General features: G+C 55.0%; 26 protein-coding genes and 1 tRNA gene. 18 read left to right on the top strand and 9 right to left on the bottom strand.

All coding sequences use genetic code 11. The annotated features are described in order from the left end of the window. Positions 1-111: 111 nt before the first annotated feature. Both ppk2 and ACR0B5_RS12245 read right to left on the bottom strand, forming a co-directional pair. Positions 112-1,041, bottom strand: coding sequence for a polyphosphate kinase 2 (gene ppk2, locus ACR0B5_RS12250; RefSeq protein WP_170767004.1), 930 nt, complete (start codon positions 1,039-1,041; stop codon positions 112-114). A 124-nt stretch (positions 1,042-1,165) separates the two neighbouring features. Then, positions 1,166-1,774 carry a carboxymuconolactone decarboxylase family protein gene (locus ACR0B5_RS12245; RefSeq protein WP_480540725.1) on the bottom strand — a complete coding sequence of 203 codons (609 nt, stop codon included), beginning with the start codon at positions 1,772-1,774 and terminating at the stop codon, positions 1,166-1,168. 260 nt (positions 1,775-2,034) lie between these two features. Here ACR0B5_RS12245 and ACR0B5_RS12240 point away from each other — a divergent pair, with 260 nt between their 5' ends. The 6 genes from ACR0B5_RS12240 (at position 2,035) to ACR0B5_RS12215 (ending at position 8,255) form a co-directional block, all read left to right on the top strand. Continuing rightward, positions 2,035-2,478, top strand: a complete 444-nt coding sequence (locus ACR0B5_RS12240) for an NYN domain-containing protein (RefSeq protein WP_480540723.1) — start codon at positions 2,035-2,037, stop codon at positions 2,476-2,478. 111 nt (positions 2,479-2,589) lie between these two features. Further along, positions 2,590-4,548: a DNA topoisomerase IV subunit B gene (gene parE, locus ACR0B5_RS12235; protein ID WP_170676583.1), complete on the top strand. Its 1,959-nt coding sequence runs from the start codon at positions 2,590-2,592 to the stop codon at positions 4,546-4,548. A 4-nt stretch (positions 4,549-4,552) separates the two neighbouring features. Continuing rightward, positions 4,553-5,593: a hypothetical protein gene (locus ACR0B5_RS12230; RefSeq protein WP_480540721.1), complete on the top strand. Its 1,041-nt coding sequence runs from the start codon at positions 4,553-4,555 to the stop codon at positions 5,591-5,593. 247 nt (positions 5,594-5,840) lie between these two features. Then, a complete protein-coding gene (locus tag ACR0B5_RS12225; RefSeq protein ID WP_480540719.1) occupies positions 5,841-6,122 on the top strand; it encodes a DUF1496 domain-containing protein in 282 nt (93 codons plus the stop codon). 153 nt (positions 6,123-6,275) lie between these two features. Beyond that, the gene (locus ACR0B5_RS12220; RefSeq protein ID WP_480540717.1) at positions 6,276-7,274 is read left to right on the top strand and encodes a glycosyltransferase family 2 protein; all 999 of its coding nucleotides are present in this window, start codon (positions 6,276-6,278) and stop codon (positions 7,272-7,274) included. Positions 7,275-7,289: 15 nt separating this feature from the next. Then, positions 7,290-8,255: a UDP-glucuronic acid decarboxylase family protein gene (locus tag ACR0B5_RS12215; protein ID WP_480540715.1), complete on the top strand. Its 966-nt coding sequence runs from the start codon at positions 7,290-7,292 to the stop codon at positions 8,253-8,255. Positions 8,256-8,374: 119 nt separating this feature from the next. On the opposite strand, the gene ACR0B5_RS12210 is transcribed toward ACR0B5_RS12215, so the two are convergent. Continuing rightward, the gene (locus ACR0B5_RS12210) at positions 8,375-9,145 is read right to left on the bottom strand and encodes an alpha/beta hydrolase (protein WP_480540713.1); all 771 of its coding nucleotides are present in this window, start codon (positions 9,143-9,145) and stop codon (positions 8,375-8,377) included. A gap of 103 nt (positions 9,146-9,248) precedes the next feature. On the opposite strand from ACR0B5_RS12210, the gene ACR0B5_RS12205 reads away from it, so the two are divergent. The 3 genes from ACR0B5_RS12205 to ACR0B5_RS12195 all read left to right on the top strand — a co-directional run bounded on the left by ACR0B5_RS12205 (position 9,249) and on the right by ACR0B5_RS12195 (position 11,947). Next, positions 9,249-10,076 carry a hypothetical protein gene (locus ACR0B5_RS12205; protein WP_480540711.1) on the top strand — a complete coding sequence of 276 codons (828 nt, stop codon included), beginning with the start codon at positions 9,249-9,251 and terminating at the stop codon, positions 10,074-10,076. An 89-nt stretch (positions 10,077-10,165) separates the two neighbouring features. After that, positions 10,166-10,903, top strand: coding sequence for a CAF17-like 4Fe-4S cluster assembly/insertion protein YgfZ (ygfZ, locus tag ACR0B5_RS12200; protein ID WP_480540709.1), 738 nt, complete (start codon positions 10,166-10,168; stop codon positions 10,901-10,903). 108 nt (positions 10,904-11,011) lie between these two features. Continuing rightward, positions 11,012-11,947, top strand: a complete 936-nt coding sequence (locus ACR0B5_RS12195; RefSeq protein ID WP_480540707.1) for an ABC transporter transmembrane domain-containing protein — start codon at positions 11,012-11,014, stop codon at positions 11,945-11,947. A gap of 55 nt (positions 11,948-12,002) precedes the next feature. Here ACR0B5_RS12195 and efp read toward each other — a convergent pair whose 3' ends face one another. After that, positions 12,003-12,566, bottom strand: a complete 564-nt coding sequence (efp, locus tag ACR0B5_RS12190; RefSeq protein WP_170374158.1) for an elongation factor P — start codon at positions 12,564-12,566, stop codon at positions 12,003-12,005. 218 nt (positions 12,567-12,784) lie between these two features. On the opposite strand from efp, the gene ACR0B5_RS12185 reads away from it, so the two are divergent. Further along, complete coding sequence (locus ACR0B5_RS12185) at positions 12,785-13,105, top strand: DUF6280 family protein (RefSeq protein WP_108785849.1); 321 nt, start codon at positions 12,785-12,787, stop codon at positions 13,103-13,105. A 67-nt stretch (positions 13,106-13,172) separates the two neighbouring features. Here ACR0B5_RS12185 and ACR0B5_RS12180 read toward each other — a convergent pair whose 3' ends face one another. After that, the gene (locus tag ACR0B5_RS12180) at positions 13,173-13,742 is read right to left on the bottom strand and encodes a cobalamin biosynthesis protein CobQ (protein ID WP_480540705.1); all 570 of its coding nucleotides are present in this window, start codon (positions 13,740-13,742) and stop codon (positions 13,173-13,175) included. A 60-nt stretch (positions 13,743-13,802) separates the two neighbouring features. On the opposite strand from ACR0B5_RS12180, the gene ACR0B5_RS12175 reads away from it, so the two are divergent. Then, positions 13,803-15,260: a cobyric acid synthase gene (locus ACR0B5_RS12175; protein ID WP_480540703.1), complete on the top strand. Its 1,458-nt coding sequence runs from the start codon at positions 13,803-13,805 to the stop codon at positions 15,258-15,260. Positions 15,261-15,264: 4 nt separating this feature from the next. Here the strand turns inward: ACR0B5_RS12175 and ACR0B5_RS12170 are convergent, their stop codons facing one another. The 3 genes from ACR0B5_RS12170 to ACR0B5_RS12160 all read right to left on the bottom strand — a co-directional run bounded on the left by ACR0B5_RS12170 (position 15,265) and on the right by ACR0B5_RS12160 (position 18,273). Then, entirely contained in the window at positions 15,265-16,035 is a 771-nt protein-coding gene (locus tag ACR0B5_RS12170; RefSeq protein ID WP_480540701.1) for a hypothetical protein, read from the bottom strand. A gap of 71 nt (positions 16,036-16,106) precedes the next feature. Further along, the gene (locus ACR0B5_RS12165) at positions 16,107-17,525 is read right to left on the bottom strand and encodes a TolC family outer membrane protein (protein WP_170465821.1); all 1,419 of its coding nucleotides are present in this window, start codon (positions 17,523-17,525) and stop codon (positions 16,107-16,109) included. Between the two features lie 94 nt (positions 17,526-17,619). Next, positions 17,620-18,273, bottom strand: coding sequence for a protein-L-isoaspartate O-methyltransferase family protein (locus ACR0B5_RS12160; RefSeq protein ID WP_480540698.1), 654 nt, complete (start codon positions 18,271-18,273; stop codon positions 17,620-17,622). Positions 18,274-18,494: 221 nt separating this feature from the next. Between ACR0B5_RS12160 and ACR0B5_RS12155 the strand changes: the two genes are divergently transcribed. The 7 genes from ACR0B5_RS12155 to ACR0B5_RS12125 all read left to right on the top strand — a co-directional run bounded on the left by ACR0B5_RS12155 (position 18,495) and on the right by ACR0B5_RS12125 (position 23,534). Further along, positions 18,495-18,568 (top strand) — tRNA-Cys (locus ACR0B5_RS12155). An 83-nt stretch (positions 18,569-18,651) separates the two neighbouring features. Then, positions 18,652-19,455 carry a hypothetical protein gene (locus ACR0B5_RS12150; RefSeq protein ID WP_480540696.1) on the top strand — a complete coding sequence of 268 codons (804 nt, stop codon included), beginning with the start codon at positions 18,652-18,654 and terminating at the stop codon, positions 19,453-19,455. Between the two features lie 122 nt (positions 19,456-19,577). Next, entirely contained in the window at positions 19,578-20,189 is a 612-nt protein-coding gene (locus ACR0B5_RS12145) for a hypothetical protein (protein ID WP_480540695.1), read from the top strand. A gap of 489 nt (positions 20,190-20,678) precedes the next feature. Then, positions 20,679-21,485 (top strand): hypothetical protein, encoded by an 807-nt coding sequence (locus tag ACR0B5_RS12140; RefSeq protein WP_480540693.1) that lies wholly within the window; start codon positions 20,679-20,681, stop codon positions 21,483-21,485. Positions 21,486-21,488: 3 nt separating this feature from the next. Then, complete coding sequence (locus ACR0B5_RS12135; RefSeq protein WP_480540691.1) at positions 21,489-22,013, top strand: hypothetical protein; 525 nt, start codon at positions 21,489-21,491, stop codon at positions 22,011-22,013. After that, positions 22,006-22,977, top strand: coding sequence for a hypothetical protein (locus tag ACR0B5_RS12130; protein ID WP_480540689.1), 972 nt, complete (start codon positions 22,006-22,008; stop codon positions 22,975-22,977). The genes ACR0B5_RS12135 and ACR0B5_RS12130 overlap by 8 nt, the downstream gene beginning before the upstream one ends. Next, complete coding sequence (locus tag ACR0B5_RS12125; RefSeq protein WP_480540687.1) at positions 22,974-23,534, top strand: alpha/beta hydrolase; 561 nt, start codon at positions 22,974-22,976, stop codon at positions 23,532-23,534. Before ACR0B5_RS12130 ends, ACR0B5_RS12125 begins: the two co-directional genes overlap by 4 nt. A 556-nt stretch (positions 23,535-24,090) precedes the next feature. On the opposite strand, the gene ACR0B5_RS12120 is transcribed toward ACR0B5_RS12125, so the two are convergent. Further along, a complete protein-coding gene (locus tag ACR0B5_RS12120; RefSeq protein ID WP_480540685.1) occupies positions 24,091-24,555 on the bottom strand; it encodes a hypothetical protein in 465 nt (154 codons plus the stop codon). Positions 24,556-24,821 lie beyond the last annotated feature (266 nt).

Below are 24,821 nucleotides of genomic sequence, written 5' to 3'. Positions count from 1 at the left end.
CCCAAAATCAAGGCAGAAAAGAAAAACTCGATTTGAGACTTTAGATAGATGCCCACCAAAAGAAGAAGCCGTTGCGGGTTGGCACTCAACGGCTTCTTTCCACTTTGCGTTTTAGTTGGATTTGGCGTCCGGGTGCAGCGCCGTTCCCAGAATATGATCCGAGCGGTGAATCACATGATGCGCCTGACCGACGATCAGCGGGTCAGGCTGATCAACTACGGAGACGTCTTTGTCCGGATAATCCAGCGTCGAAAGGAAATGGCGCATGCAGTTCAGGCGCGCGCGTTTTTTGTCGTTGGATTTGACAACGGTCCATGGCGCGTCAGCGGTGTCGGTGTAGAAGAACATCGCCTCTTTCGCCTCGGTATAATCGTCCCACTTGTCCAGGCTCGCTTTGTCGATGGGCGACAGCTTCCACTGTTTCAACGGATCGGTTTCACGGCTCTTGAAGCGGCGCTGTTGCTCTTCTTGCGTGACCGAGAACCAGTATTTGTAGAGATTGATGCCCGAGCGTACCAGCATCCGTTCCAAATCCGGGGTTTGACGCATGAATTCCAGATACTCGTTGGGATCGCAAAAGCCCATCACCCGCTCGACGCCCGCGCGGTTGTACCAGGAGCGGTCGTAGAACACCATTTCACCAACGGTGGGCAGTTCCTGAATGTAGCGCTGGTAGTACCACTGGCCTTTTTCCTCCCACGTGGGCTTGTTCAGCGCAACAACACGTGCCTGACGCGGGTTGAGGTGTTCCATGAAGCGCTTGATGGTACCGCCCTTACCCGCAGCGTCGCGACCCTCGAACAACAACACGAACCGCTGACCGGTATCCTGAGCCCAATGCTGAACCTTCAGCAATTCGGCCTGCAACTTGGCTTTCTGCGTCTCGTAATCCTTGCGTGCCATCTTGCGACCATAAGGGTACTTCCCGCTTTCGAACGCGTGCCGAATCTTCTCGGCGCTGGGTACGGCCGGTTCGGGTGCAGGTGTGGGCACTACCTTGATGTTAACGGCTTCGGGTTTTTTCTGGGCGGTCGTTTCCATTCAGCTGTCCTCTTGTTGTTCTTGTCTTGAGAACGAGCTAGCAGAAAGCGCAAGATCCTGCGTTGATTGGGATCAAATTGGAACGAATTTCGACGAAAAAACCGGGGGTTCCGAGACGAGCAGCCTAGCGATGCCCCCAATCATCGGGATTGTCAGAATTGTTGGGCGACAGCCCCAGCACATCCCCCTTGGTCGAACAGCCAAGCCCCAAGACCGTCCGGTTGGCATAGTTGAAATAGGCGCAGACCTGATTGATCTCGAGGATTTCTCCGTCGTCCCACCCAGCGTCGCGCAGGGCTGTGACATCCGCCTCGACCATGTCGCCAGGTGCTTCGGTCAACTTGCGCGCATAGTGCATCGCTGCGATCTGCGCTGCGTTCAAAGGCGCGGCCTCCGGATCGCCCACCTCAATCGCCGCGCGGATCGCATCCCCCCTTGGCGGATCGGCCAGTAGCCGTTGCAGACCGTTGAAGTGATGCTCGACGCAATAGGAACAGGTGTTCAACTCACTGACCCAAACGCCGAGCGTCTCCAGAAACCATTTGGGGATCGTGTTGGCCGAATGGTGCAGCACGTTTTTGTACAGCGTCATGTGGCCTTCCATCGAATGCGGGCGCAGGGAATGCGCCATCATGATGTTGTCCACATTATTGTCGGGCCCAGTCACCCGGTCATACAACTTTTTTAGCTTACCGGTCGCTTCCTGAAATGGCACGGTTTTGATCCAGCTCATTGAAACGAGGCCCCTTTTTCCTTGAACATTTTAGGTCACACACAGCTTGGCTACATTTGAGGCGAACAATCAATCGGTATTGAAAACAGATGCCAAAAGGATTGAACTCCGTCCAGACACCTCATCCTAGACGCGATTCATTTCCAGAGGCCACTGTGCGTATTCTCATTTTTGCTTTACTTCTATCCTCCGCCGCTACTGCCTTTGCCGTCCTTTCTCTGATTTCTACCGATTGGCTTTTGCTAGCTGCCCCTTGCGCCATGGCCAGTGCGCTTTTGATCCTGGCACGATTGCTTAAGCGCAAGCCTCGCAGCTGGGCTGTTGTCGATGGATCGAATGTCATGCATTGGAAGGATGGCGAGCCTCGCATAGAAACGGTGCAAGAAGTAGTCGAGAAACTGACCGGCGCTGGTCTAACGCCCGGCGTAGTCTTCGACGCTAACGTGGGCTACAAGATCAAGGGCCGCTACTTGCACCACAACGCCCTTGCCGATCTGCTAAACCTGCCCGAGGATCGCGTCATGGTGGCCCCCAGCGGTACGCCCGCCGACCCCCTGGTGCTGCAAGTTGCTAAAGATTACGGGGCAATCGTCGTATCAAACGACCGCTTCCGCGACTGGGCCGAGGAGTTTGGCGCGGTTTTGCAACCGGAATACTCCGTGCGTGGTGGGTACAGGGATGGGGCGCTTTGGCTGTCTTTGTAGGATGTCAATCGCCGACATTTGGGCAATCCATCCACAAGACCTCGGGTCCCTCTTCCCCCGACCCACATCACCTGCCATAATGGGGGAAACTCAAAAACAAGAGCAGCACCCATGCCCGACGATCTGTTGACGCCCAGCGCGACCGCCACTTACGACGCCTCCTCAATCGAGGTGCTTGAAGGGTTGGAGCCGGTCCGAAAACGCCCCGGTATGTATATCGGCGGCACGGACGAGCGCGCTTTGCACCATATGGTCGCCGAGATCCTCGACAACTCGATGGACGAGGCGGTCGCTGGTCACGCCAACCGGATCGAGGTTGAGCTGCACGCAGACTACGCCTTGACGGTGCGCGACAACGGGCGCGGCATTCCGATCGACCCGCACCCCAAATTTCCAGATAAATCCGCGCTTGAGGTCATCCTATGCACCCTGCACGCGGGCGGTAAATTCTCGGGCAAGGCCTATCAGACCTCGGGCGGTCTGCACGGCGTGGGTGCGTCGGTCGTGAACGCCTTGTCGGATTCGATGGTCGTCCAGGTGGCACGAGACAAAACGCTGTTCGAGCAGCGATTCTCGCGCGGGATTCCTCTGGGTCCGGTCGAAAAGGTCGGCGCGGCCCCCAACCGGCGCGGTACGACCGTAACCTTCCATGCGGATGCCGAGATCTTTGGCCACCACAAGTTCAAACCGGCGCGGCTGTTCAAATCCATCCGCTCCAAGGCCTACCTGTTCTCGGGCGTGGAAATCCGCTGGAAATCGGCCATCGACGACGGCGAAACCCCGACCGAGGCAACCTTCCACTTCCCTGGCGGCCTGTCGGACTATTTGAAGGAGACGATGAACGGCTCCTCCACCTATGCCGAGCAGCCCTTCGCGGGCACCGTGGACTTCAACGAGAAATTCGGAACGCCGGGCAAGGTCGAATGGGCGATCAACTGGACGCCCTCACGCGACGGCTTCATCCAGTCCTACTGTAACACCGTCCCCACGCCCGAGGGCGGCACCCATGTGGCCGGTTTCTGGGCGGCGGTTCTCAAGGGGATCAAGGCCTATGGGGAACTGATCAACAACAAGAAAGCCGGTCAGATCACCCGCGACGATCTGATAACAGGCGGCTGCGCGCTGGTGTCGTGTTTTATCAGCGAGCCCGAATTCGTCGGCCAGACCAAAGACCGTCTGGCGACGGTCGAGGCGCAACGGCTGGTTGAAAACTCTGTCCGGGACCATTTCGACAACTGGCTGGCGGCCGACACGAAATCCGCCGGCGCGATTCTGGACTTCCTCATTCTGAGGGCCGAAGAACGCCTGCGCCGACGGGCCGAGAAGGAAACACAACGCAAATCCGCCACTAAGAAACTTCGTCTTCCCGGCAAGCTGGTGGATTGCTCAAGTTCAACACGTGATGGCACCGAGTTATTCATCGTCGAGGGCGACTCGGCGGGCGGTTCTGCGAAAATGGGCCGCGACCGCAAAACACAGGCCCTGCTGCCCCTGCGCGGCAAAATCCTGAACGTGCTGGGCGCGGCCAGTTCGAAACTGGGCACCAATGCCGAGATCAACGACCTGACCCAAGCGTTGGGTGTGGGGCTTGGCACCAAGTTCAACGTCGACGACCTGCGCTATGACAAGATCATCATCATGACAGACGCGGACGTGGACGGCGCGCATATCGCCTCGCTGCTGATGACGTTCTTCTTCACCCAAATGCGCCCCATGATTGATGCAGGTCACCTCTACCTCGCCTGCCCTCCCCTCTACCGCCTGACCCAAGGCGCCAAGCGCGTCTACTGTCTGGACGAGGCCGAGCGCGACGAATGGCTCGAAAAAGGTCTGGGCGGCAAAGGCAAAATCGACGTCTCGCGCTTCAAGGGTCTGGGCGAGATGGACGCCAAGGACCTGAAAGAAACCACAATGGACCCGGCCTCGCGCAAATTGATCCGCGTCACCATCGACGAGGACGAACCCGGCGAAACCGGCGATCTGGTCGAGCGCCTGATGGGCAAAAAACCCGAACTGCGGTTCCAGTATATTCAGGAGAACGCGCGGTTTGTGGAAGAGTTGGATGTTTAGCAAAATGAAATTTAAAGACGGAATTGATAAATGGCGGCCCACCCTACTCTACCTTTTTATTGTTTCAATATTATTTCTGCTCACATACGCTTATCTAAATCACCTAAACCCTGGCATAGACTACTTCCATAGCTTACTAGCTTTTGTTTTTTGCTGCTTCATTGTTTCACTGACCTTCAGATATCTATTGCCTTTGAATAAAGAAGCATCAGATTTCTGCTACTACTCCTTGGCCATTCTCGCCACAGCGATCACCACGTTAAGTGAAAGCGAAAAGGTAATGATCGCAAATAAAGCCGTAGAGGACGCTCTCACAGTCGCTACCTTCGATAGCAACATTGAAGATTTGGAAACCGCACGAGCATTCCTGGACTTGTTAGAAGACAATCGAAGTCTGATCATCCAGTCCTCCCGTGAAAAAAGCCAGCGGTACTTTGAAACATCCGAAATTAAAGTCGATCGAAATAGTTGTGACGCTGATTTAGAAAGAGACATCTACTCTGCGCGGAACGCGTTGAATAGGTCATCAGAAACCGAGCTCCGAGAAGCAGAAGAACGCTCGTGGGCAAGACTTGAAAGATGCCAAGGTTCAAACTTCGGCGAAATAAACAAAAAACTATCAGAATTCTTAAACGGGAACGATCATTACTTCGAGGACGTTTTCTATTTTCTGCCTATTGACTTAACCGCCATTGGGCTAGCTGAACAAGAAGGCACTTCTTTCAATTTCAACCGCCCTTCTGTCCTCTCTTACATACTCACGAACGAAGAATTAGTACTAATGAAGCCTTCGGAGATTAGAGATCGGATTGAGGAGATACACCAACTTATCTTTGGAACATTTGGCTCGAATTCTGCTTCCAATTTGGATGGTCTCACGAATCAAAACGTTGAGACAGATCATGATTCCCTCGCAATAGTGTCAATACAAGCTTGGTTGCCCTTTGCACTCATAGGGTTGTTGAGTATCAAAATTGCGAATGGCAGAAAGCCGGAGGAAGATGAGGAATCGAATCCGTCGGCGAACAACGGCAAGTTGGGGTAATAACCATTCCCAGTCGCCTTTAGTCGCACTTTGGCTAGGTTTGCGCGAGCGCTTGTTTGAAGCACTGCTTCATACGAATCGTAGATTCCGCTAGGTCTATACGCTAAATGCAACCAAACACCCCCCTTGCCTAACCCGTTGATACCGTTCACACTTACCTCAACCCGTCATCCAAGAACGACATTTGAGGTTCCGAGCGTCCAAGACCTAATTTAACCAAGAACAGAGTTTCGAACGGGAGGACAACATGAAAACACTTACCCTCGGGCTGACACTGACCGTACTGGCCTCGACCGCCGCCGCACAGCAAACACTAAGCCTTGCATCGCCTATACCGGAAGGGGCCGAGAGCCGGTTCTGCTACTACGAAGGCATGGCCTATTCGGAGGACGCCTTTGTCCTGATGGTCGGCGACAACACCGTCACCAACACGATCACCACCGTGCAGGAACGCCTATTGCGTTGCCACCGAGAGAGTGACGGCACTCTTAAGTGGAGACCACAGAGTACATTTTCGACCAACAACTAGACGGTTTTTCGTGCGGCGGCAGACACTTGGGCCCTTCTAGCCGCGCCACTAGGACAGTAGGCAGATCGCATGCCTGTCCGAGGCATCGAAAACGCTTTTGTTTTCATTTGTCGTGAGACAGCATCGCAACCCGCATGCTTGAGTTTGCCGTAGATGAACCGTCAAAAAGACCGGTTTGAACCCTCTAAGAAAGTATGGGATAGAACCCACGCGCATCGCAACGAATGGAAAGACCCATCAATGCCTCCGATCCTCTTTCTGATCTTTAACCGTCCCGACAAAACCAGGGCCGTGTTCGAGACGATCCGGCAGGCACAACCGGCACGACTTTACATTGCAGCTGACGGACCTCGTTCAGACAGTGAAGCCGCAATCTGCGACGAGACACGCTCTATTCTGAATGAGGTTGATTGGCCCTGTGAGGTGCAGACCCTGTTTCGAGAACAAAATCTCGGGTGCGGGCGCGCCGTTTCAGGCGCCATCACATGGTTTTTTGAACACGAGCCCGAAGGGATCATTCTGGAAGATGACATTCTGGTCGATCCTGATTTCTTCGAGTTTGCCGCCGAAATGCTGGAACGCTACCGAGACGATCCGCGCGTGACCTCCATTTCTGCTTTTAATAGATTGAACGATGACCTGCCTTCGGGGTACAGCTACTTTTTCTCGGCCTTCTGGGGCGCCTGGGGCTGGGCAACTTGGCGGCGAGCCTGGGCCCACTACGACTTTGGCCTATCCGATCTGGGCACGCCTGCATCCATCGAGGCGATATCTAACATGTGCCCAACCCCAGGAGGGGTACAGCATTGGATGGCGGTTTATTCCAATGTGAAAGACGGCAAGATCGATACCTGGGATTACCAGTGGCAGTTTGCCCAATGGATGAAATCGGGCCTGACGGTCGTCCCCGGGAAGAACATGGTGCAGAATATCGGCTTTGACGGGTCGGCGACTCATACGACCAACCCTGACGCCAAGGAGGCGTCTTTGCGCGCTCAGCCCTTGCCTCGGCCTTTGGTGCATCCGGCCGATGTGATACGCAATGCCGAGATGGATGACTATGCGGCCCGCAATATCCTGAAGATCAAACCAATTCGTTTCACAAAACGATTTAAGAAATGGCTGCACGGCGACGCGCTTGCCTGGAAATAGAAAGAGGGACCCGATTTGGCTCGCTTATACGACAGTAGAAAACGTGTTCTGGTAACTGGTGGCGCAGGTTTTCTAGGTTCGCATCTGTGCGACCAGCTCTTGGATCAGGGGCATGAGGTCCTATGCGTCGACAACCTGTTTACCGGTACAAAACGCAATATTGATCACTTGCACAGCAATCCTCGGTTCGAGTTTTTGCGCCATGACGTGACGTTCCCTCTCTTTGTTGAAGTGGACGAGATTTACAATCTGGCCTGCCCTGCCTCGCCCATTCACTACCAGCACGATCCGGTACAGACGACAAAGACCAGCGTACATGGCGCGATCAACATGCTTGGGTTGGCGAAACGTCTGAAATGCAAGGTCTTTCAGGCCTCTACGTCCGAAGTGTACGGAGACCCCTCGGTCCATCCCCAAACCGAAGACTACTGGGGCAATGTCAACCCGATCGGCCCGCGGTCTTGCTATGACGAAGGTAAGCGCTGTGCCGAGACATTGTTTTTCGACTACCATCGCCAGATGGGTCTTGAGATCAAAGTGGCCCGGATCTTCAATACCTATGGGCCCAGAATGCATCCCTCTGACGGGCGCGTCGTGTCGAACTTTATCATGCAGGCCCTGACCGGTGCGCCAATCACAATGTTCGGAGATGGCACACAAACGCGGTCGTTTTGCTATGTTGACGATCTGATCGAAGGTTTCTTGCGCCTGATGGACACGGATAAGGACGTCACTGGCCCAGTGAATCTTGGAAACCCCAACGAGTTCTCAATGAATGAGCTGGCCACCGAAGTCCGTGCGCAGGTGGGTTCGGACACACAGATCATCTTCAAGGATCTGCCGCAGGACGATCCCAAGCAACGGCAACCCGATATCTCGCAGGCGCGTAAGTTGCTGGATTGGGAGCCCAAGGTGCAGCTTAAGGAAGGGTTGGGCGCGACAATCCAGTACTTCCGCGAGTTGCAGTCCGAAATGCAGTGAGGCCGATGGGTACACCACCCTCAGGTCCGCGCATTCAAGAGACCTAGACGGGCGCTGAAGTCAGACCGACCCGCATAGTTAGCGTCCGACAAGGTTTGATCGATCCGAGCCTCCAGCGCCTACCCCAGCTTCTGGTCCAGCCAGTCCGCGATCTGCGCGGCTGGTCCCTCCCACCCTGGCTCCATGAACAGGAAATGTGCGTGGTTTTCGGCGGGCATGAAAGTCGCACGGTCTCCGTAGAGGTTCGCCAACGCGCGGCAGGTATTGGGGTTCACGGCTCGGTCCTCGGTACCGGAGACGATCAGCACGGGGCAGTCGACCTTATCGATGTCCACTTTCATCGCGTGATAGTCGTCGAACATCCAGAAGAACATCTCGAACATCACGCGCCCGCTTTCCGGGCCAAGCCGATCGAAAACCGCGTGTTGTTGCGCCTCGGGCAGCTTATTTAGCGCAAACGGGGCCATGAGGTCGAAATCAACCCGCATCGGCTGTTTCCAGAAGGCCCCACCCTCCATCAACGCACGTGGAACGGCACGTTCATCGTCGGTCTCGGGCAGAGTGCCCCAGGCAGCGTTTGGGTTGATCAGCACGATTGCGCTGGCCAAGCCGCGCGCGGCGACCTGTTGCGCTACGACCCCGGCAATGGCGTGGCCCAGCAGCACAGGCTTGCTGTCGAGCCCTTCGACAAACTCCGCGATATCATCCGCATAGTCCATGACGCTCGTGTCAGTCAGGCCCGGATCAGGTTCGGCCTTGGGGTCCGCATCGTGATACCGCAGCGCCGGGGTGTGGACCGTCCAACCGCGGTCACGGAAAAAACCGGCGTAACCCTCCATACACCAAGGGCCGGCAAACGCGCCGTGGGTCAGGACAATATGCTTCTTCATAAAAACCTCCCACCTATTTCCGCCCAGTATGGTCATCCTGAAAGACGAAACAACTGCGCGTGATCGCTGTTGCGTGAGAGGGCGGACCACTTAAACTTGTCTCATGACATTTGTGACCGAAAACCAATTGCCTCTGCTGATCATGTTCTTCCTGATCGGATCGGTTGGAACGGGCTTTCTGTTTCGCAAACCGGCCGGGCACAGGGCGTGGAAGCTGGCCGATCTGGTTTGGGTCGTCCTCGGGGGGATCGGTGCCTTGGTGGCCGTCCTGGCAGGGCTTTATACATCCGACAGCTCGCGGCTGGATCGGCAGATAGATGTGGCATACGCGACGTCCTCGGCCTTTGACCGCGATGCGGCGCGGTTCCGGTTGCGGTTTTGCGACCCGGCCTATGATCCCGACACCGGTGTCTTGTGCGAAAAGGTCGAGTTTCTGTCGGCCTCAACTGCCAGCAATACCGATCTGCCTCTTTTCATCGCCGTCACGAATGAGGTCGCCCCCCTGCAGGGTTTGCACTTCCTGTTCGGACGTCAAGACAAGGACGAGATGGAGGAAATGGCCGCAAAGGCCGATGCCTTCGATATTGAACAGTTTCTGGTCTTCACCTCGCTGGATGACGAAACCCAAACCGCCATCGACAATTTGCGCCGCAAAGTCCCCGCAATTGCCGGAGACTATCTGATCCTCGCCCAAAGCTACGATGAGCTGATCGAGCAGGTCAGCAAGCTGAAAGATGAATGGGAGTATCTGCAGGCCAACGCCCACATTCTTGTTCTGCAGATCGTGGCGCTGTGTCTTGTCAGCTTTGCCGCGCCCTTCCGATTGGGGAAATCCATTGTCGAGCTGCGGACAACGCTGCATCCTGACGTGCCGCAGGAGGTGACCGATACAGCGCCTGACAGTCCAAACAAGGCGCAGGCGGACAGCTAGTTCAGGCGTTGCAAAGCGCCGAAACCCACTGGTCTCGGCCACAAAACTCCCTATATCTCGGGGCCGAGGCAGATGATAAGGACCACGCCATGCCAACCCGCCGCATACTGCGCCTGACCGGCTCGGATACCGAGAGCTTTTTGCAGGACCTGATCACCAATGACATCAGCGGGCTGGATGCAGGGCTGGTCTATGCCGCGCTATTGACGCCGCAGGGCAAATACCTGGCCGATTTCTTCCTGAAACGCGACGGCGACGCCGTGTTGCTGGACGTGGCCGAGTCGTTGGCGGATGGCCTGATCAAACGGCTGAGCATGTACAAGCTGCGGGCGGATGTGGCGATCGAGGTCTCGGATCTGAACCTGCAGCGCGGCACCGGGCCTGCGCCAGAGGGCGCCTTGCCTGACCCGCGTCATCCTGACTTGGGCTGGCGGGCTTACATCGCGTCGACAGAAAGCGATGATGGTACCGATTGGGACGCAATTCGCGTGCGCCATTGCATCCCTGAAACCGGCGTCGAATTGCACCCCGACAGCTATATCCTCGAATCCCGATTTGAGCCGCTGCGAGGCGTCGACTTCAAAAAGGGCTGCTATGTTGGTCAGGAAGTGACCGCGCGCATGAAACACAAGACTGAGCTGCGCAAAGGACTGTGTCGCGTCGCCATCGACGGGGCAGCCCCTGTGGGCAGCGCGATTGAGGCCAATGGCAAGCCGGTGGGCACCCTGTTTACGCAATCGGGCGGCCACGCCATCGCCTATCTGCGCTTTGATCGGGCAACCGGTGACATGCAGGCCGACGCGGCCACGGTCCGTCTGATCGACTGATATTTGTTGCCCAATCGGCACGTGGCCAAAGCGGTCTGAGCGCTGACCCTTTGAACCCCGGTCCCTGCCCTGCCACAGTGCGGCTATTCGAATGAACCGGATACCCGCATGCTCAGACTTTATTCCGCAATCTGGCGCGCAAGCGCCGGGCGTCAGATTCTACTGATCCTACTCTCGGTGGCCGTGGCCGCTCTGGCCGCTGTTCCGCTGGAGTTTCAACGCGCAATCGTCAACCATCTGACCTCGCTCGATGTTGGGGCGGAACGCCTGGTCTATCTGGGGCTTGGCATGATGGGGGTGATCTTGCTGAGCCTCGCGTTGAAATGGGTTCTGGGCTACCGCGCGGGTACTTTGGGCGAGGACATGATCCGCTTGATCCGCCAACGCCTGCTTTGGCGGTCTTCAGACATCAACGAAACCGGCGAGAGCGTGCGCAAGGGCACCATGACCACGGCAATCTCGGCCGAGGCGGAGGAGCTGGGCAAATTCGCAGGCGGCGCGTTCTCGGACCCGGTGGTCCAGATCGGCACGTTGATCAGTGTCATCGGCTATATCTCATCCACGCAGCCGGGGCTGGGCCTGATCGCCTTTTCGATGATCGCGCCGCAGATCATCATCGTTCTGGTCTCGCAGCGCAAAGTGAATGTCTTCGTGGCCGAACGCGTCCGCATCCTGCGCAGTGCGACAGATCAGCTAACGACCGAGGACCTTGAAGCGGTTGAGCAGGATATCAACGCCCTCTTCGACGACATCTATGAAACCCGCAAACGAATGTTTCTGTGGAAGCTTTCGGCCAAGTTCTTGCTGAGCGTGATCAACGGCGCGGGCACCGTTGGAATATTAATGTTGGGCGGCTGGCTGGTGCTTGAAGGCAAAACCGATGTGGGGACCGTTGTTGCCGCCACCAGTGGCCTCGGTCGCATTCAGGGACCCACGGCCTTCCTAATCGCCTTCTACCGGCAAGTCAGCGCCAACCGGATCAAATATGAGCTGATGCTAGAGCTGTTTGGCCCCGACCCTACACGCTATCGCCACCGCACATAAAAAGACCGCGCAGCGGCAGGCTAGCGCGGTCTTTTTCAATACACACGGTCGGCGATCAGGCGCGCTCAGAATATTCCATGGTTTCGGTGTTCACGACGATCATCTCGTCCTGACCGATGAACGGAGGCACCATGACCTTCACGCCATTGTCCAGAACCGCCGGTTTGAACGAGTTCGCAGCCGTCTGACCTTTGACCACCGGTTCGGTCTCAACGATCTGGCAGGTGACCTTTTGTGGCAGCGAGGCGTTCAGCGCCTCGGATTCGTAGAACTCGACCACGATGGTCATGCCGTCCTGCAGAAACGGGCGACGCTCGCCCAGCAGGTCGGCAGGCAGTTCGATCTGCTCATAGGTCTCTGCATCCATGAACACCAGCATGCCATCAGATTCGTACAGGAACTGCTGATCTTTCTGCTCCAGCCGAACACGCTCGACCTTATCCGCCGACCGGAACCGTTCGTTCAGTTTTGACCCGTTGCGCAGGTTGCGCAATTCGACCTGTGCGAAAGCACCGCCTTTACCGGGCTTTACGTGGTCTACTTTTACAGCCGCCCACAGCCCGTCATTATGCTCAAGCACGTTGCCGGGGCGAATTTCGTTCCCATTGATCTTGGGCATGACATAATTCCTTCACAAACGGTTGATGCGTCAGTTGTCGTCCCTATATCTGGCAGGACCATCCCTGACAAGACAACGACACCTAGTGCTGCACATGCAGCAAGCCATGCAAATGACGCAACGCAACTATGCATTTTAGCTGTATCCGAATCGGAGCTAATAGGTCATAAGGACCGTCACGCCGAAAATGCAAGAGCAAGAACAACAAGGAAGACGAGATGAGAGATTTCGTTGACGGCACTGCCTTTAACAATGAGCAAGGCAATCGTGCGCGTAAACTTTTCGCGGCTGTTGTGCTGGCCGCACTGGATGATGCCATCGCCGATGACAAGAAATACGGCAATGGCCCCGAACAAATCGCCCGCTGGGCCCGCTCGCGCGATGGTCGCGAGGTGCTGTCCTGCGCGGGTATCGACCCGAACGAGCGGGTTGTTAGCGGATTGATGGACTTCGTTGGCCGAGGTGTGCGGACTTCCGTCGCCCTGTCACGCGAAGAAAGCGAGCGTCGCAACGCCGCCCAACAAGCCGAAGCCGCCTGATCCAAGGCGATTTCACTACGAAAAAGCGCGCCTCCAGACTTTGGGGCGCGTTTTTCTTTGGCTCTGCCTAGAAGAACAGAACCCATTGCCGTGCGACCCAAATCTCGGCCGCCAGCAACAGCGCGAAGAAGAGCTTTGCGGATATCGACAGCCCCCTGCTCCAAAGCACGACATAAGAGCCGACGCATAGCACAATTGACACCGGCATAACCCAAATCGAGTGATGCGACGTGTCCCAATAGCTGACCGGGCTGTGAAAGACCCAATCGCTCAGTGGCCAGAAGTGAGGGCGCCCGTCCCCCGCATGCAGCCCGAAATCCATCATTATATGCAATAGCCCTGCCGATGCCGCGACCGTCAGGACTCGCCATCCCCGCCAAAGCCCCAGCGCCAGTGCCAACCCCCACAGGATGAACGAGTTGTCGATGGCGAAAACCGTCTGCCACTGCGGTGAAAAATACAACTCGTCGAACACCACATGGGGCGGGATGTTCAGAATATGCAGCGATACCCCCGCCATCAGGTACAGCGACAGATCTGGCAAAAGCGACCCGAGCACAGCCGCCCAAAGTATGCGCCCGCGTGCAGGGCGCGCAAAGGCGGCTGCACCGATCAAAAGATGCGCAGGCGTGTTCATCTGGGGCTTTCCCTTTGGCGTCAAATCAGGTCATTTGCCCTCAACGTATAGGAGACACCCATGGTTCGCGCCATCATGATTCAAGGCACCGGCAGCAATGTCGGCAAATCGGTTCTGGTTGCCGGGTTGGCGCGGGCGTTCACGCGGCGCGGTCTGAGGGTCGCCCCGTTCAAGCCGCAGAACATGTCGAACAACGCGGCTGTGACGGAAAACGTAGGCGAGATCGGACGCGCACAGGCCCTGCAAGCGCGCGCAGCCAAACGCCCGACGCATACGGATATGAACCCGATCCTGCTAAAACCCGAAACGGATACCGGCGCGCAGATCATCGTGCAGGGCCAGCGCGCAGGCACGATGAAGGCCGGCGATTACCGCAAGGACAAATCAAAACTGCTGGGGGCCGCGCTGGAAAGCTTCGACAGGCTGTGCAGCGACGCCGATCTGGTGCTGATCGAAGGCGCGGGCAGCCCGGCGGAAACCAACCTGCGCAAAGGCGACATTGCCAATATGGGCTTTGCCTGCGCAGCCGGTGTGCCGGTGGTGGTGGTCGGAGACATTCATCGGGGCGGTGTGATTGCGCAGATCGTGGGCACTCAGGCCGTGCTGGACCGCGGCGATCTCGAGATGATCAAAGGCTTTGCCGTGAACCGCTTCAAAGGCGACGTGTCGCTGTTTGATGAGGGCCGCGACGATATAGCCGCACGCACGGGCTGGCCCTGTCTGGGCGTGGTGCCGTGGTTCCACGATGCGTGGAAGCTGCCCGCCGAGGATATGATGGACATCCGCTCACACACCGGCGGGGCGTGCAAGGTCGCTGTGCCTCAGCTGGAGCGCATGGCCAATTTCGACGATCTGGACCCGCTTTCCGCCGAACCCGGTGTGAGCGTCGAGATCATCCCCGCAGGCCGCCCTCTGCCCGGTGATGCCGATCTGGTGCTGTTGCCCGGCAGTAAATCGACCATCGGTGATCTGACCTATTTCCGGAAGCAGGGCTGGGATATCGACCTATACGCGCATGTGCGCCGTGGTGGTCACGTTTTGGGTCTGTGTGGCGGATATCAGATGCTAGGGAAAACGATCTCAGACCCCGAAGGCGTGGATGGCCGCCCTGGCACGGTTGAGGGCCTTGGACTGCTGGACGTTGACACGGTCATGGCGGGTAAGAAACAAGTGACCCTGACCGAAGCTTGCGCCCTACCCAATCGCGAACCCGTCAGCGGCTACGAGATTCACATGGGCCGGACCGAAGGGCCCGATTGCGCCCGTGCCTGGCTTGAGGTGCAAGGACGCCCTGAGGGTGCCGCCAGTGCCAATGGGCGCATACTGGGCAGCTATCTCCACGGGATTTTCTCGTCCGATGTTTTCCGCGCGCAGTATCTGTCGGGTTTGGGTGTCACCTCCGAGACCGCATACGAAGACGGCGTCGAACAGGCGCTGGATGATCTGGCAGACCATCTTGAACAGCATATGGATCTGGATCTGCTGCTGGAGCTTGCTCAGACGCCGCAACGGGCCTGAGCGATTATTCCAGCTCTTTGGTGGTCAGCGCGCGATGAATCTCGCGCCGAACCATCTTGCGCACATTGCGGGTGATGCGTTCCCCCAAGGCGCCCTGTAGCTCGGACCGGACAACCTCGGCGATCATCTCACGCAAGGCCTCCTCCTCGGAAGCAGACAACCCGATCTCGTCCTCAATCGCTTCCTCAAGCGCGTCGTCTTCCACTGGGTCTGCTTTAGGAGTATCCCCGTGCCGAACGAATGTCGCCGGTTCTTCTGTCGCGGCATCCGCCTCGCCTGAGGGCGCATCCACATCCTCGGCGTCCTCTTCTTCAAAGGTGGGCGCAGGTATCCAATGCAGCGCCTTCGAGGGCGTGCCGGAATACGCGTCGTCGCTGTCTCCGTCCGGCTCCCATTGGTCCTCGGTTCGCGCGATGGCGGCCTCCAGGGCTTCAATCTTCGCACTCAGGCTGCCAGATAAGTTTTCCGACGGGGTCTCGTCGCCGACCGCCTCAGCACCATCTTGATTGGCTGCGTCGCCCGGCTGAACAATATCACAGGCCCGCAGGAGCATCGGCTTGGCCGAATCCTCGGGACTGTATTTGGGATCCAGTTTCATGGGTTCGGATTTTGGCGCGTCACCAACGCGCAGCGCGTCCGTCAAGACCAATCGGCCCGGCTTGCGTGGAGCGGTCGCAGTATCGGCATCCGACACTTTGCGACCGTCTTCGCTCACCAGTCGTTTTACCGACGACAGTACATCCTCGATACCTGAGGTCATGACGCTATCCGACATTGTTCTCTACCGCTCTATTCTTGAGACCAAGTGTAGCCAAACACATCGGGCGTCACAACCAGTAGTATAGATCAGTCCCGCCGCAACGCTTTGAGAACGCGATCCAGATCCTTGCTTTGCTTGCTGACCTGCGCCGGAGCCTTTTTGACCAGATTGTAGTACAGCGTCGGATCATAGATCTGCACCGCAAGCCCCAGACGTTCAGCCGTCAGAAGGCCTTGCGCCTGCAGCAGCTGGTATGCCGCCAATGACCGTTCCGTGCGCGAGGCCACCTCGGCCAATTGGGCATCCAGAAGATCCTGCTGAGCGGTCAGCACGTCCAGCGTGGTTCGCGCGCCCAGCGTCGCCTCTTCGCGAATCCCGTCAAAGGCCACTTGCGAGGCCCGGACCCGCTCGGTCGAGGCCGTCAGGCTGGCCGTTGCCGTTTGGAACCGAACAAAGGCATCTGTCACGCCTTGCGTGATGTTCTTCTGCACGTTCAGCAGATTGGCCCGCGACGAATCCCGGGTTGCCATCGCGCGACGTACGTTGGCTGCAAGACGACCGCCTGCATAGATCGGCTGGTTGAAGTTCAGCGAAACAGTGGCGTCGTTGATGTAATCATCATTGTCATATCGCTGCGTCACACCCGCATCCGCGTTCAGGCTGACATTGGGCCCAAGGTTGGCGCGTTGTTGCTGGACGATCAAATCCAGCGCCCGCACCTGGTGCTGAGCCGATAGAATCGCCGGGTGATTGCGTTGCGCGAGGCTGATTGCCTCGGATTGCGAGCGTGGGAGATTCGGAAGCCCCGGCTGCCCAGCCGTACGCCCCGGCAACTTGCCGACCGCATTAACATACTCGGCCTGAGCGGTGCTGAGATCCCCTCTGGCATCCGCAAGATCCGCGCGCGAACTGGCCAGCTGCGCCTCGGATAGCGCGACGTCGGTCCGCGTCACCTCACCCACTTCGAAGCGGTCGTTTGAGGCGCGAAGTTCCTCGCTCGACAGATCGACGTTGTTTTGCCGAATCTGAACCGTTTCCTCTTGCAGCAGGACGCTCAGATACGCGGTTGCGGCCCGGAAAAGAACTTGCTGTTCGATATCAATCAGCGACTGGCGCGTAGACAGAACCGTTTCTTGTGCGGACTGCTTGCCCAGCACCGAAGCCCCGCCATCATACAGAAGCTGGCTAAGCGTCAGGCCCGAGAAGAAACGCGACGGGTCGGTGCTTGTTCTAACGGAGTCAGTTCTTGTTCTCGTGTAATCTTGACTGACCTGAACCGTCCAATTGATGATCGGGCGCAGCGCGGAAAGCGCAATTGCCACGTCTTCATCCGCCGCCCGCAACAGGGCTCGGTTCTGTTCCAGCAGACCGCTGGTATTATACGCTCCGATGAACGCATCTGTCAGATTGTCAGCCCAGACGGCCCGTCCGGGAACAGTACTCAGGGCAATGGCCGCAGTCACTGCAAGCGCTTTGACCAGCTTTCCCGCTGTCTTTCCACGCATACCAAATCCTCTCAAATCGAAATTACGCTGCCTCTCCGGCAGTTTGCGTCTTTATGTTCAACTAATCAAGGTGGTGGAAACAACAGTCAGCGGACTATAGCGAAAATGCACACTCTTTGGAAAAACCGTCCAAAACCAGCGCACTGGCGTTGAAGGCATCCCGCCAACTGACCACGCCACCGGCCTTGCGACCGATGCGAACCGTACCCAGTTGCCCATCCACAAACAGACAGGCGATCCGGCCCTGATCCTTCAATTGGTCCAGCACCGCGTCGGGCACCTGTTCGACACCGCCTTGTATCATAATCACGTCATAAGGGCCATGCTCGGCAGCCCCTTCTTCAAGAGGACCGACATGAATGACGGCATTGTCGACGTTTTCTTCGGTCAGCACGATTTGCGCCTCAGAGGCAAGATGTTCGTCAGATTCGACACCAACCACCAGCTGTGCCATCCGCGCGGCGACAGCGGTCGAATAACCATAGGCCGGGGCGATATCGAGAACCATTTCGTCATTCGAGATATTCAGCGCATCCAACATCTTGGCCAGCGTGCGCGGCTCAAGAATGCAGCGGTTGCTGCCCAGATCGATCAACCCTTCGACGTAGGCCGCTTCGCGCTGTGCAGTTGGCACAAAGCTTTCACGCGGAACGGACAGCATCGCGTCGATAATTGGAAACTTGGTCACATCCGAGGGTCGTACCTGCGTATCAACCATGGTGCGGCGCCGGGCTGCGAAATCTGACATCTGATCTCTCTTTTCAATCCCTTGGGTAATTGGCTTGTGCCACACTCGACCTGACTCGACAACGGCCCAGATGCCGCAAGCCTGGTTCACGATCCGTTTCGACCGGTACCCTACAAATATTGATTTGCGGCCCAAAATCGGCGCCAATCCTCTGGACGCCCCCGATGAAAGCTGCTAAAACGCCCATCACACCACGGCAAGTATTTGATTTTACTTGAAAAGGCGAGTTGGCGGAGTGGTGACGCAGCGGATTGCAAATCCGTGTACACCGGTTCGATTCCGGTACTCGCCTCCACTTCTCAAGCCATTAATTTGGCTGAGGAAAATAACCCTGACGGTTGTCAGCAGGGCCATGTTCACGGATTTAGAGGAACGCCCATGCTGATCAAGCACGCCTTAGAGCGTTACAAAACTGACCATCTGGATACACTCAAGACGGGTAATGAACGCCATATCCAACTGACTCGCGTGCTGAAAAAGCACCTGTCTGATGACATGGCATCCATCACCAATGCTAATATGTCCGACATGCTTACACGTTGGTCAGGTGCCACTCGGAACCGCTACCGATCTGCACTGACCCACTTCTGGAAATACGGTCGGGCAATGGGTTGGGCAGACCTATATCCGACTCTCATGGGTGGTAAGGAACAGCCGCGCGATAACGTGCTGTCGATCCGACAATTGCGCAGCCTATATGACGCCGCGCCCTATCAGGGCCGTGTATGGGCACAATACGCTCAGTTGCTGATCCTGACCGGCCAAAGGCATTCAGACCTGATGCGGTTTTGCCCAAGCCGACTGAACGGGATGGACATGCACCTGCCGTCATCAAAAAACGGCATGCCCCATATTGTACCGCTCGGTCCAAAGGGGTTTGTGCTGGGTGGTATCATGCCAAACCTATTCGCTGGTGTTGCGACCACGGCCCATTTCAAACGCCGCTGGTTCCGGTCGGCTGGTATCCCGCTGTCTTTTCAGCTTCGGGACATACGCAGGTCCATGGCAACGCACCTGTGCGAAGCGGGTGAGAATGAGGCCGATGTAGACAGGCTGCTGAACCATGTGGCCAGTGCCACGGCACGTGGCGTTGCACGGACCTACAACCGCGCAAAGCGACTGTCACAGCGTCGAGAGATAGTCCAACAATGGGAAGCGATGTTGTTTCCGCCCGGCTCTTGAATGCCCAAACACACGGCCCGGCTTCAATTGGCACCAGACACCGGGTCGTGCAATCTGTAAAAGTGTTCTCAACTCAGCCTAGCCTGAATGAATTGGTAATCTGAGAATTTGGACGAATGCTGATGAGTGGGCCAAAACCTTTCCTGTTTGAATCACCGATTTTGGAACGGGAGTGTATGCGCCTCTTGCAGATCCTATACTCATCTGAACGCCTGCACGAAGTTATGTTGGGTTATCGTCAAAAAACACCAGAACAAGAGCATCCAAATTTTCGAGCCGCTGGCGGCATGGCGCATCTTCGAAACGGTGAAGAACCCGAAGCCTCCCGCATCATCTTGAATCTAGCCGTTGTTGTTCGGAACAGTCTGGACAATGAACCGCTCAATCCTAATGAAGATGCCTACTGCGCACTGCTTATGGCTGTCAAAGAACCATTCAAAGGAAAACCGCCTGAACCTTTTCCTGAAAGTCCCAGTGAGATTTGGGCAGCTTTTAGCAAGGAGAACGTGGAAAAGGAACCACTGGGCATACGCGAAACATGTAACAAGATCATCCATGCTAAAGGCGTCGAGTGGCTGCGCGACGAGGATGCGGACATAGACGGTGTTACCCCTCTTGGAATTGAGTTTCCACTGACCGGCGAACTTATTCTTTATGGTGATCGCCAAAAAGAAATCTGGGTTTGCTTCATCAAAGTGGAGACGTTCTGTTTGGCAACTCTGGGACTGTATTAACGTACTTTGATGTCCGCGCGGATGGTAAGACCAGCACCCACCCAAACCATTTGCATTATTGGAAAACGCCCGCCACCAAGTAAACTGACTGCCAGATTGCTGGGAGAATTGAACCGGTGGCGTCGCGAACAGTTTCAACCTTATGCAAGAGAAGCCACTAGCTTCATAACTTGGAACACTTCTGATGCGCCTTTTGGCCCGCTCCGATCCGATCCTCAGCGCACTGCAATCAGTATTGATCCCAAAATACAGGTTGATTGGGCTAGTGACTCGACCTATCCTAGGACTCCGTTCCGAAGCTAAGGAGTTGCAAAACAAGCCATTTCAAGCTCCAATCACGGCAGCCAAAATTAGGTATGCAGAGTCCGAATACACTTAAGTACGTCAAACAAATATTAGTCTAAAATTTCACCTTGCTTGCCCACGACACCACATTGGTGCTTTAGTGCTACGTACGACGCAAGGAGAGTGCCTGTAGATTGCCCGAAAGTGCAGACAAAAATTGAACCATCCGTCTATCAAAGTATCGCCGTGGCAAACAGGAAGCTCTTTGTTGAATTGAGTAAGGTAGACCTGCGTTGCTCAATCATACCAAAGGGAAGCACCGTCTGTTTTGGTCTTACTGCACAAGACGATCCAGAATTGGATTTAACATTAGTTTTCGACGAAGATTCTGAGGCTTGCCTTGAGACCGTAATACCGAAAATGGTTCAATCTGGCTTTGAAGTTCAGGAAAGGCCGAACTGTTATATTTTTCAAATACATGGTGTTAAGCTTGACGTGTCTGTAGCTACGAAGTGTAACGACCGTGGCCTTGTAAGGTGTACAGCACCTAATGGCATCAAAGGTAAGTATTCGTGCCCCTTTCCTTACACTTCGTGGATAGCGGAAGCCAACTCTGACACCGCGTCATACTTTAGAGTATTGTGCAACGGTGACGTTGTAACTCCGGGGGGCGTCAACTGTTTAAATGATTTCTCTGTCACTTTCAGAGAAATTAAGAGAATTAATGACTTTTTGTTAGACAACCAAGTCAAGAAAATCCCATCATTTATTTTGTTGCATTTTTTGAGAAGCACATGGAATCCCAGTCAATCAACCGGGGACAATCTAGAAACCGCGTTGGGTCTCTTTGTTGAAAGGCTGGTCAAACAGAACGCCAAAAATAGCTTATTGGTAGTAAAAAACCCATTCAGCTCACGAGTGATCTTAACGGATAGGTGGCCTGGCTGTATTAATGAGCAGAAAAAACTTCCGGAGCTTATCTCGGCTTGGCAAAAGCAGAGGAAGAAATAAGTGTTGTTCAGTAAGACTGATTTTGATGAAGTATCCAAAAGTCTTGCGGAAGACTTTTTGTCAAAGGTAAGCGAACACTATGATAATAGCTTTGGCATAGACTACCACATGAAACGGTTTTATGAGAACAGGTGTCTTCTGTTTGTCGGGCGCGAACAACCCTGTGGTGAAATTTGCACTGGTTGTTATATAAAGCCATCTGGCCGAAGGTGCGCAACTTTCGTTGCCCGCGACTTTCGCGGGACGGGTGTAGCATGCAAACTTATCAAGTTTTCTTTAAAGCATATATCTAAGCAGTACTCCATTCTTTCTGCTTCGAACACCAGCATGATCGAGTCTCTCTTTCAGGCAGGGTTTTCGAAGGTCAAAAATCAGGCAGACGTCAAAAGCATTGCCGAGGACGAGTATAAGCTAATTGATTTAAGTACATTCAACGCCCCGAATTATTTTCTAACTAGATATAGTCAACGTCGTGACGCCACAACTGGCAATTTAATTTTGCTTCAAAAAGGGTTCATAGATGGCTGATTGGGCTCAAATATTCGAAGCCGCAAAAGGCTTGTTGAACAATGTTGCACCTTCAGTTGTCCTAATTCTAGCCGGGTCACTACCTGGAGCATTCGTTGCGTACCATGTAATGGCTAGACAGCTCAAAGAAGATAGAAAAAGCACTGAAGAAGAAGAAATTCGAAAGCTGTTCTACCCACTATTTGATGCCTCCGTGGAGTTGTACGATAGGATTGGCAAGATACGAGACGCTTACGCTTTAGATTGGCTAAATTCAAAGTACTTTGAAGAAGCTATGCAAGGTGAAGGCTTTTCTAATGATCCAAGAAACAAGGGATACTTTATTTTTAGCTCAATATTTCTTTTTGGAAAGTTTTTTTGTTGGTTAGAAATTGTGAATAAACAGGCAGGCTATTTTTACTCGCCTAGTAAGAAAAGAAGCGTTGAAGTTTCCAAAGCGGTTTCGAGTATCTCGAGAGCATTTCAGTTTAAGGAGATTTGGAATAAGTGCGAGAGTATTGATCACGTTTTTCAAGAGCATGAAAGCAGGTCTTCCAAGGTTCGTGACGCATTTTCTCTGCACCGCCAATTTCAGCACTCGATAGGGGAACTGCTGACGGAACGGCATAATGAAGAGAGCCGCTGCCGCTCCTTTCTAGAATTTTTCACATCTTATACGAAAGATGAGGAATTTCGGTACTGGCTTCGCCCGTTGGAGGACTACGTGTTAGATGTTTCGAACTATGGGGGGACTTCAATTTTTGAAGGCGCAATCGAGTCAGGCGATATTCGTGCACTACGCTTGATAGCTATTCAGTTTTGGCTGGCAAAACTTCTGCACGCTTTGGCTGGTGAAATCAAACTGAAGGCCCCTGTAAATCCTGAACAAGTGTTATATGGATTGCCGACAGATGTAGCAGATACCATCCGATCAATTGACGGCCTGCAAAGTGACGGATTTTTCTCACGTGGAGTGGAGTTATGACCAAGCGGCATCCAGTAACAATAGTCTACTGCCATGGCGTTGGAGGCGACCCAAACAAAGGAATGAAGGTCAGCGCGATCAGAAAGTTCGCTGAAGATGAAGGTATTAACGTCTTGGCTCCGAGGTTCGACGAACAGTCTTCGATTGAGCAAATGGCCTGTGACCTAGCTCGAAGTATAGAATCGAGCAACGTGGTGCTTCCCGGAGCCATTTTTGTAGGTTCAAGCCGAGGTGCTTTCATCTGCGCGTCAGCGACACGGCTACACTTTAGCGACACCCCCGGTGGCATGGTTTTATTGTCTCCTCCGATAGGTATTCGGAAGGATTTCTACGGGAGTGATTTTCCCGTGCCGAACGCTCGTTCTGTGGACATAATTCATGGCTTTCAGGATCAGTTGATTCCAGCACGAAATGTCGTGGAATACTGCACCGAGCATGGTATTCGGCTGCATCTTGTCAACGAAGGCCATCGTCTGACGGCAGAAAGAGACTTCATTGTTGAATTGATTCGCATGAAACAAAAGCTAATAGTCAACGACTCCAAGTTTTCGACCTAGTGTTAAGAGCGTTTCGCCTTTATTTGATAGAGGTTACAGGTAACTGTGATGGTTTTCACACCGGGTTCCTGACGATTATTTTCCCTCGAACCTCGTCACCGTTGCTACTAGGCATTCGCTGTGAGACGTTGCGCAACTTAGGCTCAATTCCACGCTATCTGCCGCTATTTTCGGTTGCAGGGAACTGGACGGCTAGGTTCGTTCAAGGCACTTACGTCCTTCTGTTGTAAGTAACGCCGCTTCAATGACCTTCAAGTAATCGGCCCTTGCCGGATAGTCTTAGGGCGATGGCGGGTGTACTAACACGACTCGGCCGATCATCAATTGTCGGCCCAGTGTGATCGGCCTTTCAATCAGATGCGCCCGTTGTTAACGTCGTTCAGTTCATCCCACGGCAAGGCGTCCATCAGACCGTGACCACGCAGGAAGTGAGCAACCGTTTCAAGATTGTCGTTCATGACGCGGAAGTAATGCAGGCGTCCTGGCCCTTCAGGCGGTGGCCAGTGACCACCCATTAAGTGCTCAACAAACCACGCCCGATCCGGCACGCGGTCAGCTATTGGATTCTCAAGCTGTTCCAATCTGGCGATCCGTCTTCGTGTGTTGCGACCGGTTTGGCACCGATGGTCTTGCGGTGTCGCTGGCGTTTGGTGTTATCCAGCGGGCTTTTCTGGCGGTCGTTCAGAACGTCTTTCGACCGGATGCCCAGATCGCGCAGCAGCGTTTGCAATTGGCGCGTCAGTTCGAACTGATAGACGTGCGCCGGGTTCTTTCCGATGGTGCCGTTGGCGTGCTGGATCGTTGGCGGTGTCGTCATCACCACGAAGCGGTTCGCGTGCATTTGCTGCTGTGTCGCGGCGGCTTCCACCAACATCAGCATATCGGCTTCGGTCCAGTGTTCCGCATTTTCTCGGTACAGGCGGGCCAAGCAATCGCGCCCGAACCCGTCCAGCATTTCCGCGCCGGGTAGGTCCGGCACCGCAATGTCTTCGGCGTGTGGCTTGGCTAATTCTTCACGCATTGCCGGAATGCTGTCTGATCTTTGCTTACGTGGTGCCATGTTGCGCGATCCGATCTGAATGCATGTAATTCGACGTAATTTGGTAGTAGATTTTCCAGATATATTGCGCTTATATCCAAAATTTCGCAACTAAGTTGCAATACGATGAGCGAAATCGGCGGTTAGAGTTAGAAATTTTGGACCCCGCGCGGTGGCACGACCCCCAACGATGTTTGGTGATACCCTCCCCCAGAGTTTGGCGGCATCGGTCGCCATCACACTCGAAC

Source organism: Ruegeria sp. AG1 (genome assembly GCF_056541705.1).
This window is presented reverse-complemented; position numbering and strand designations above follow the sequence as displayed.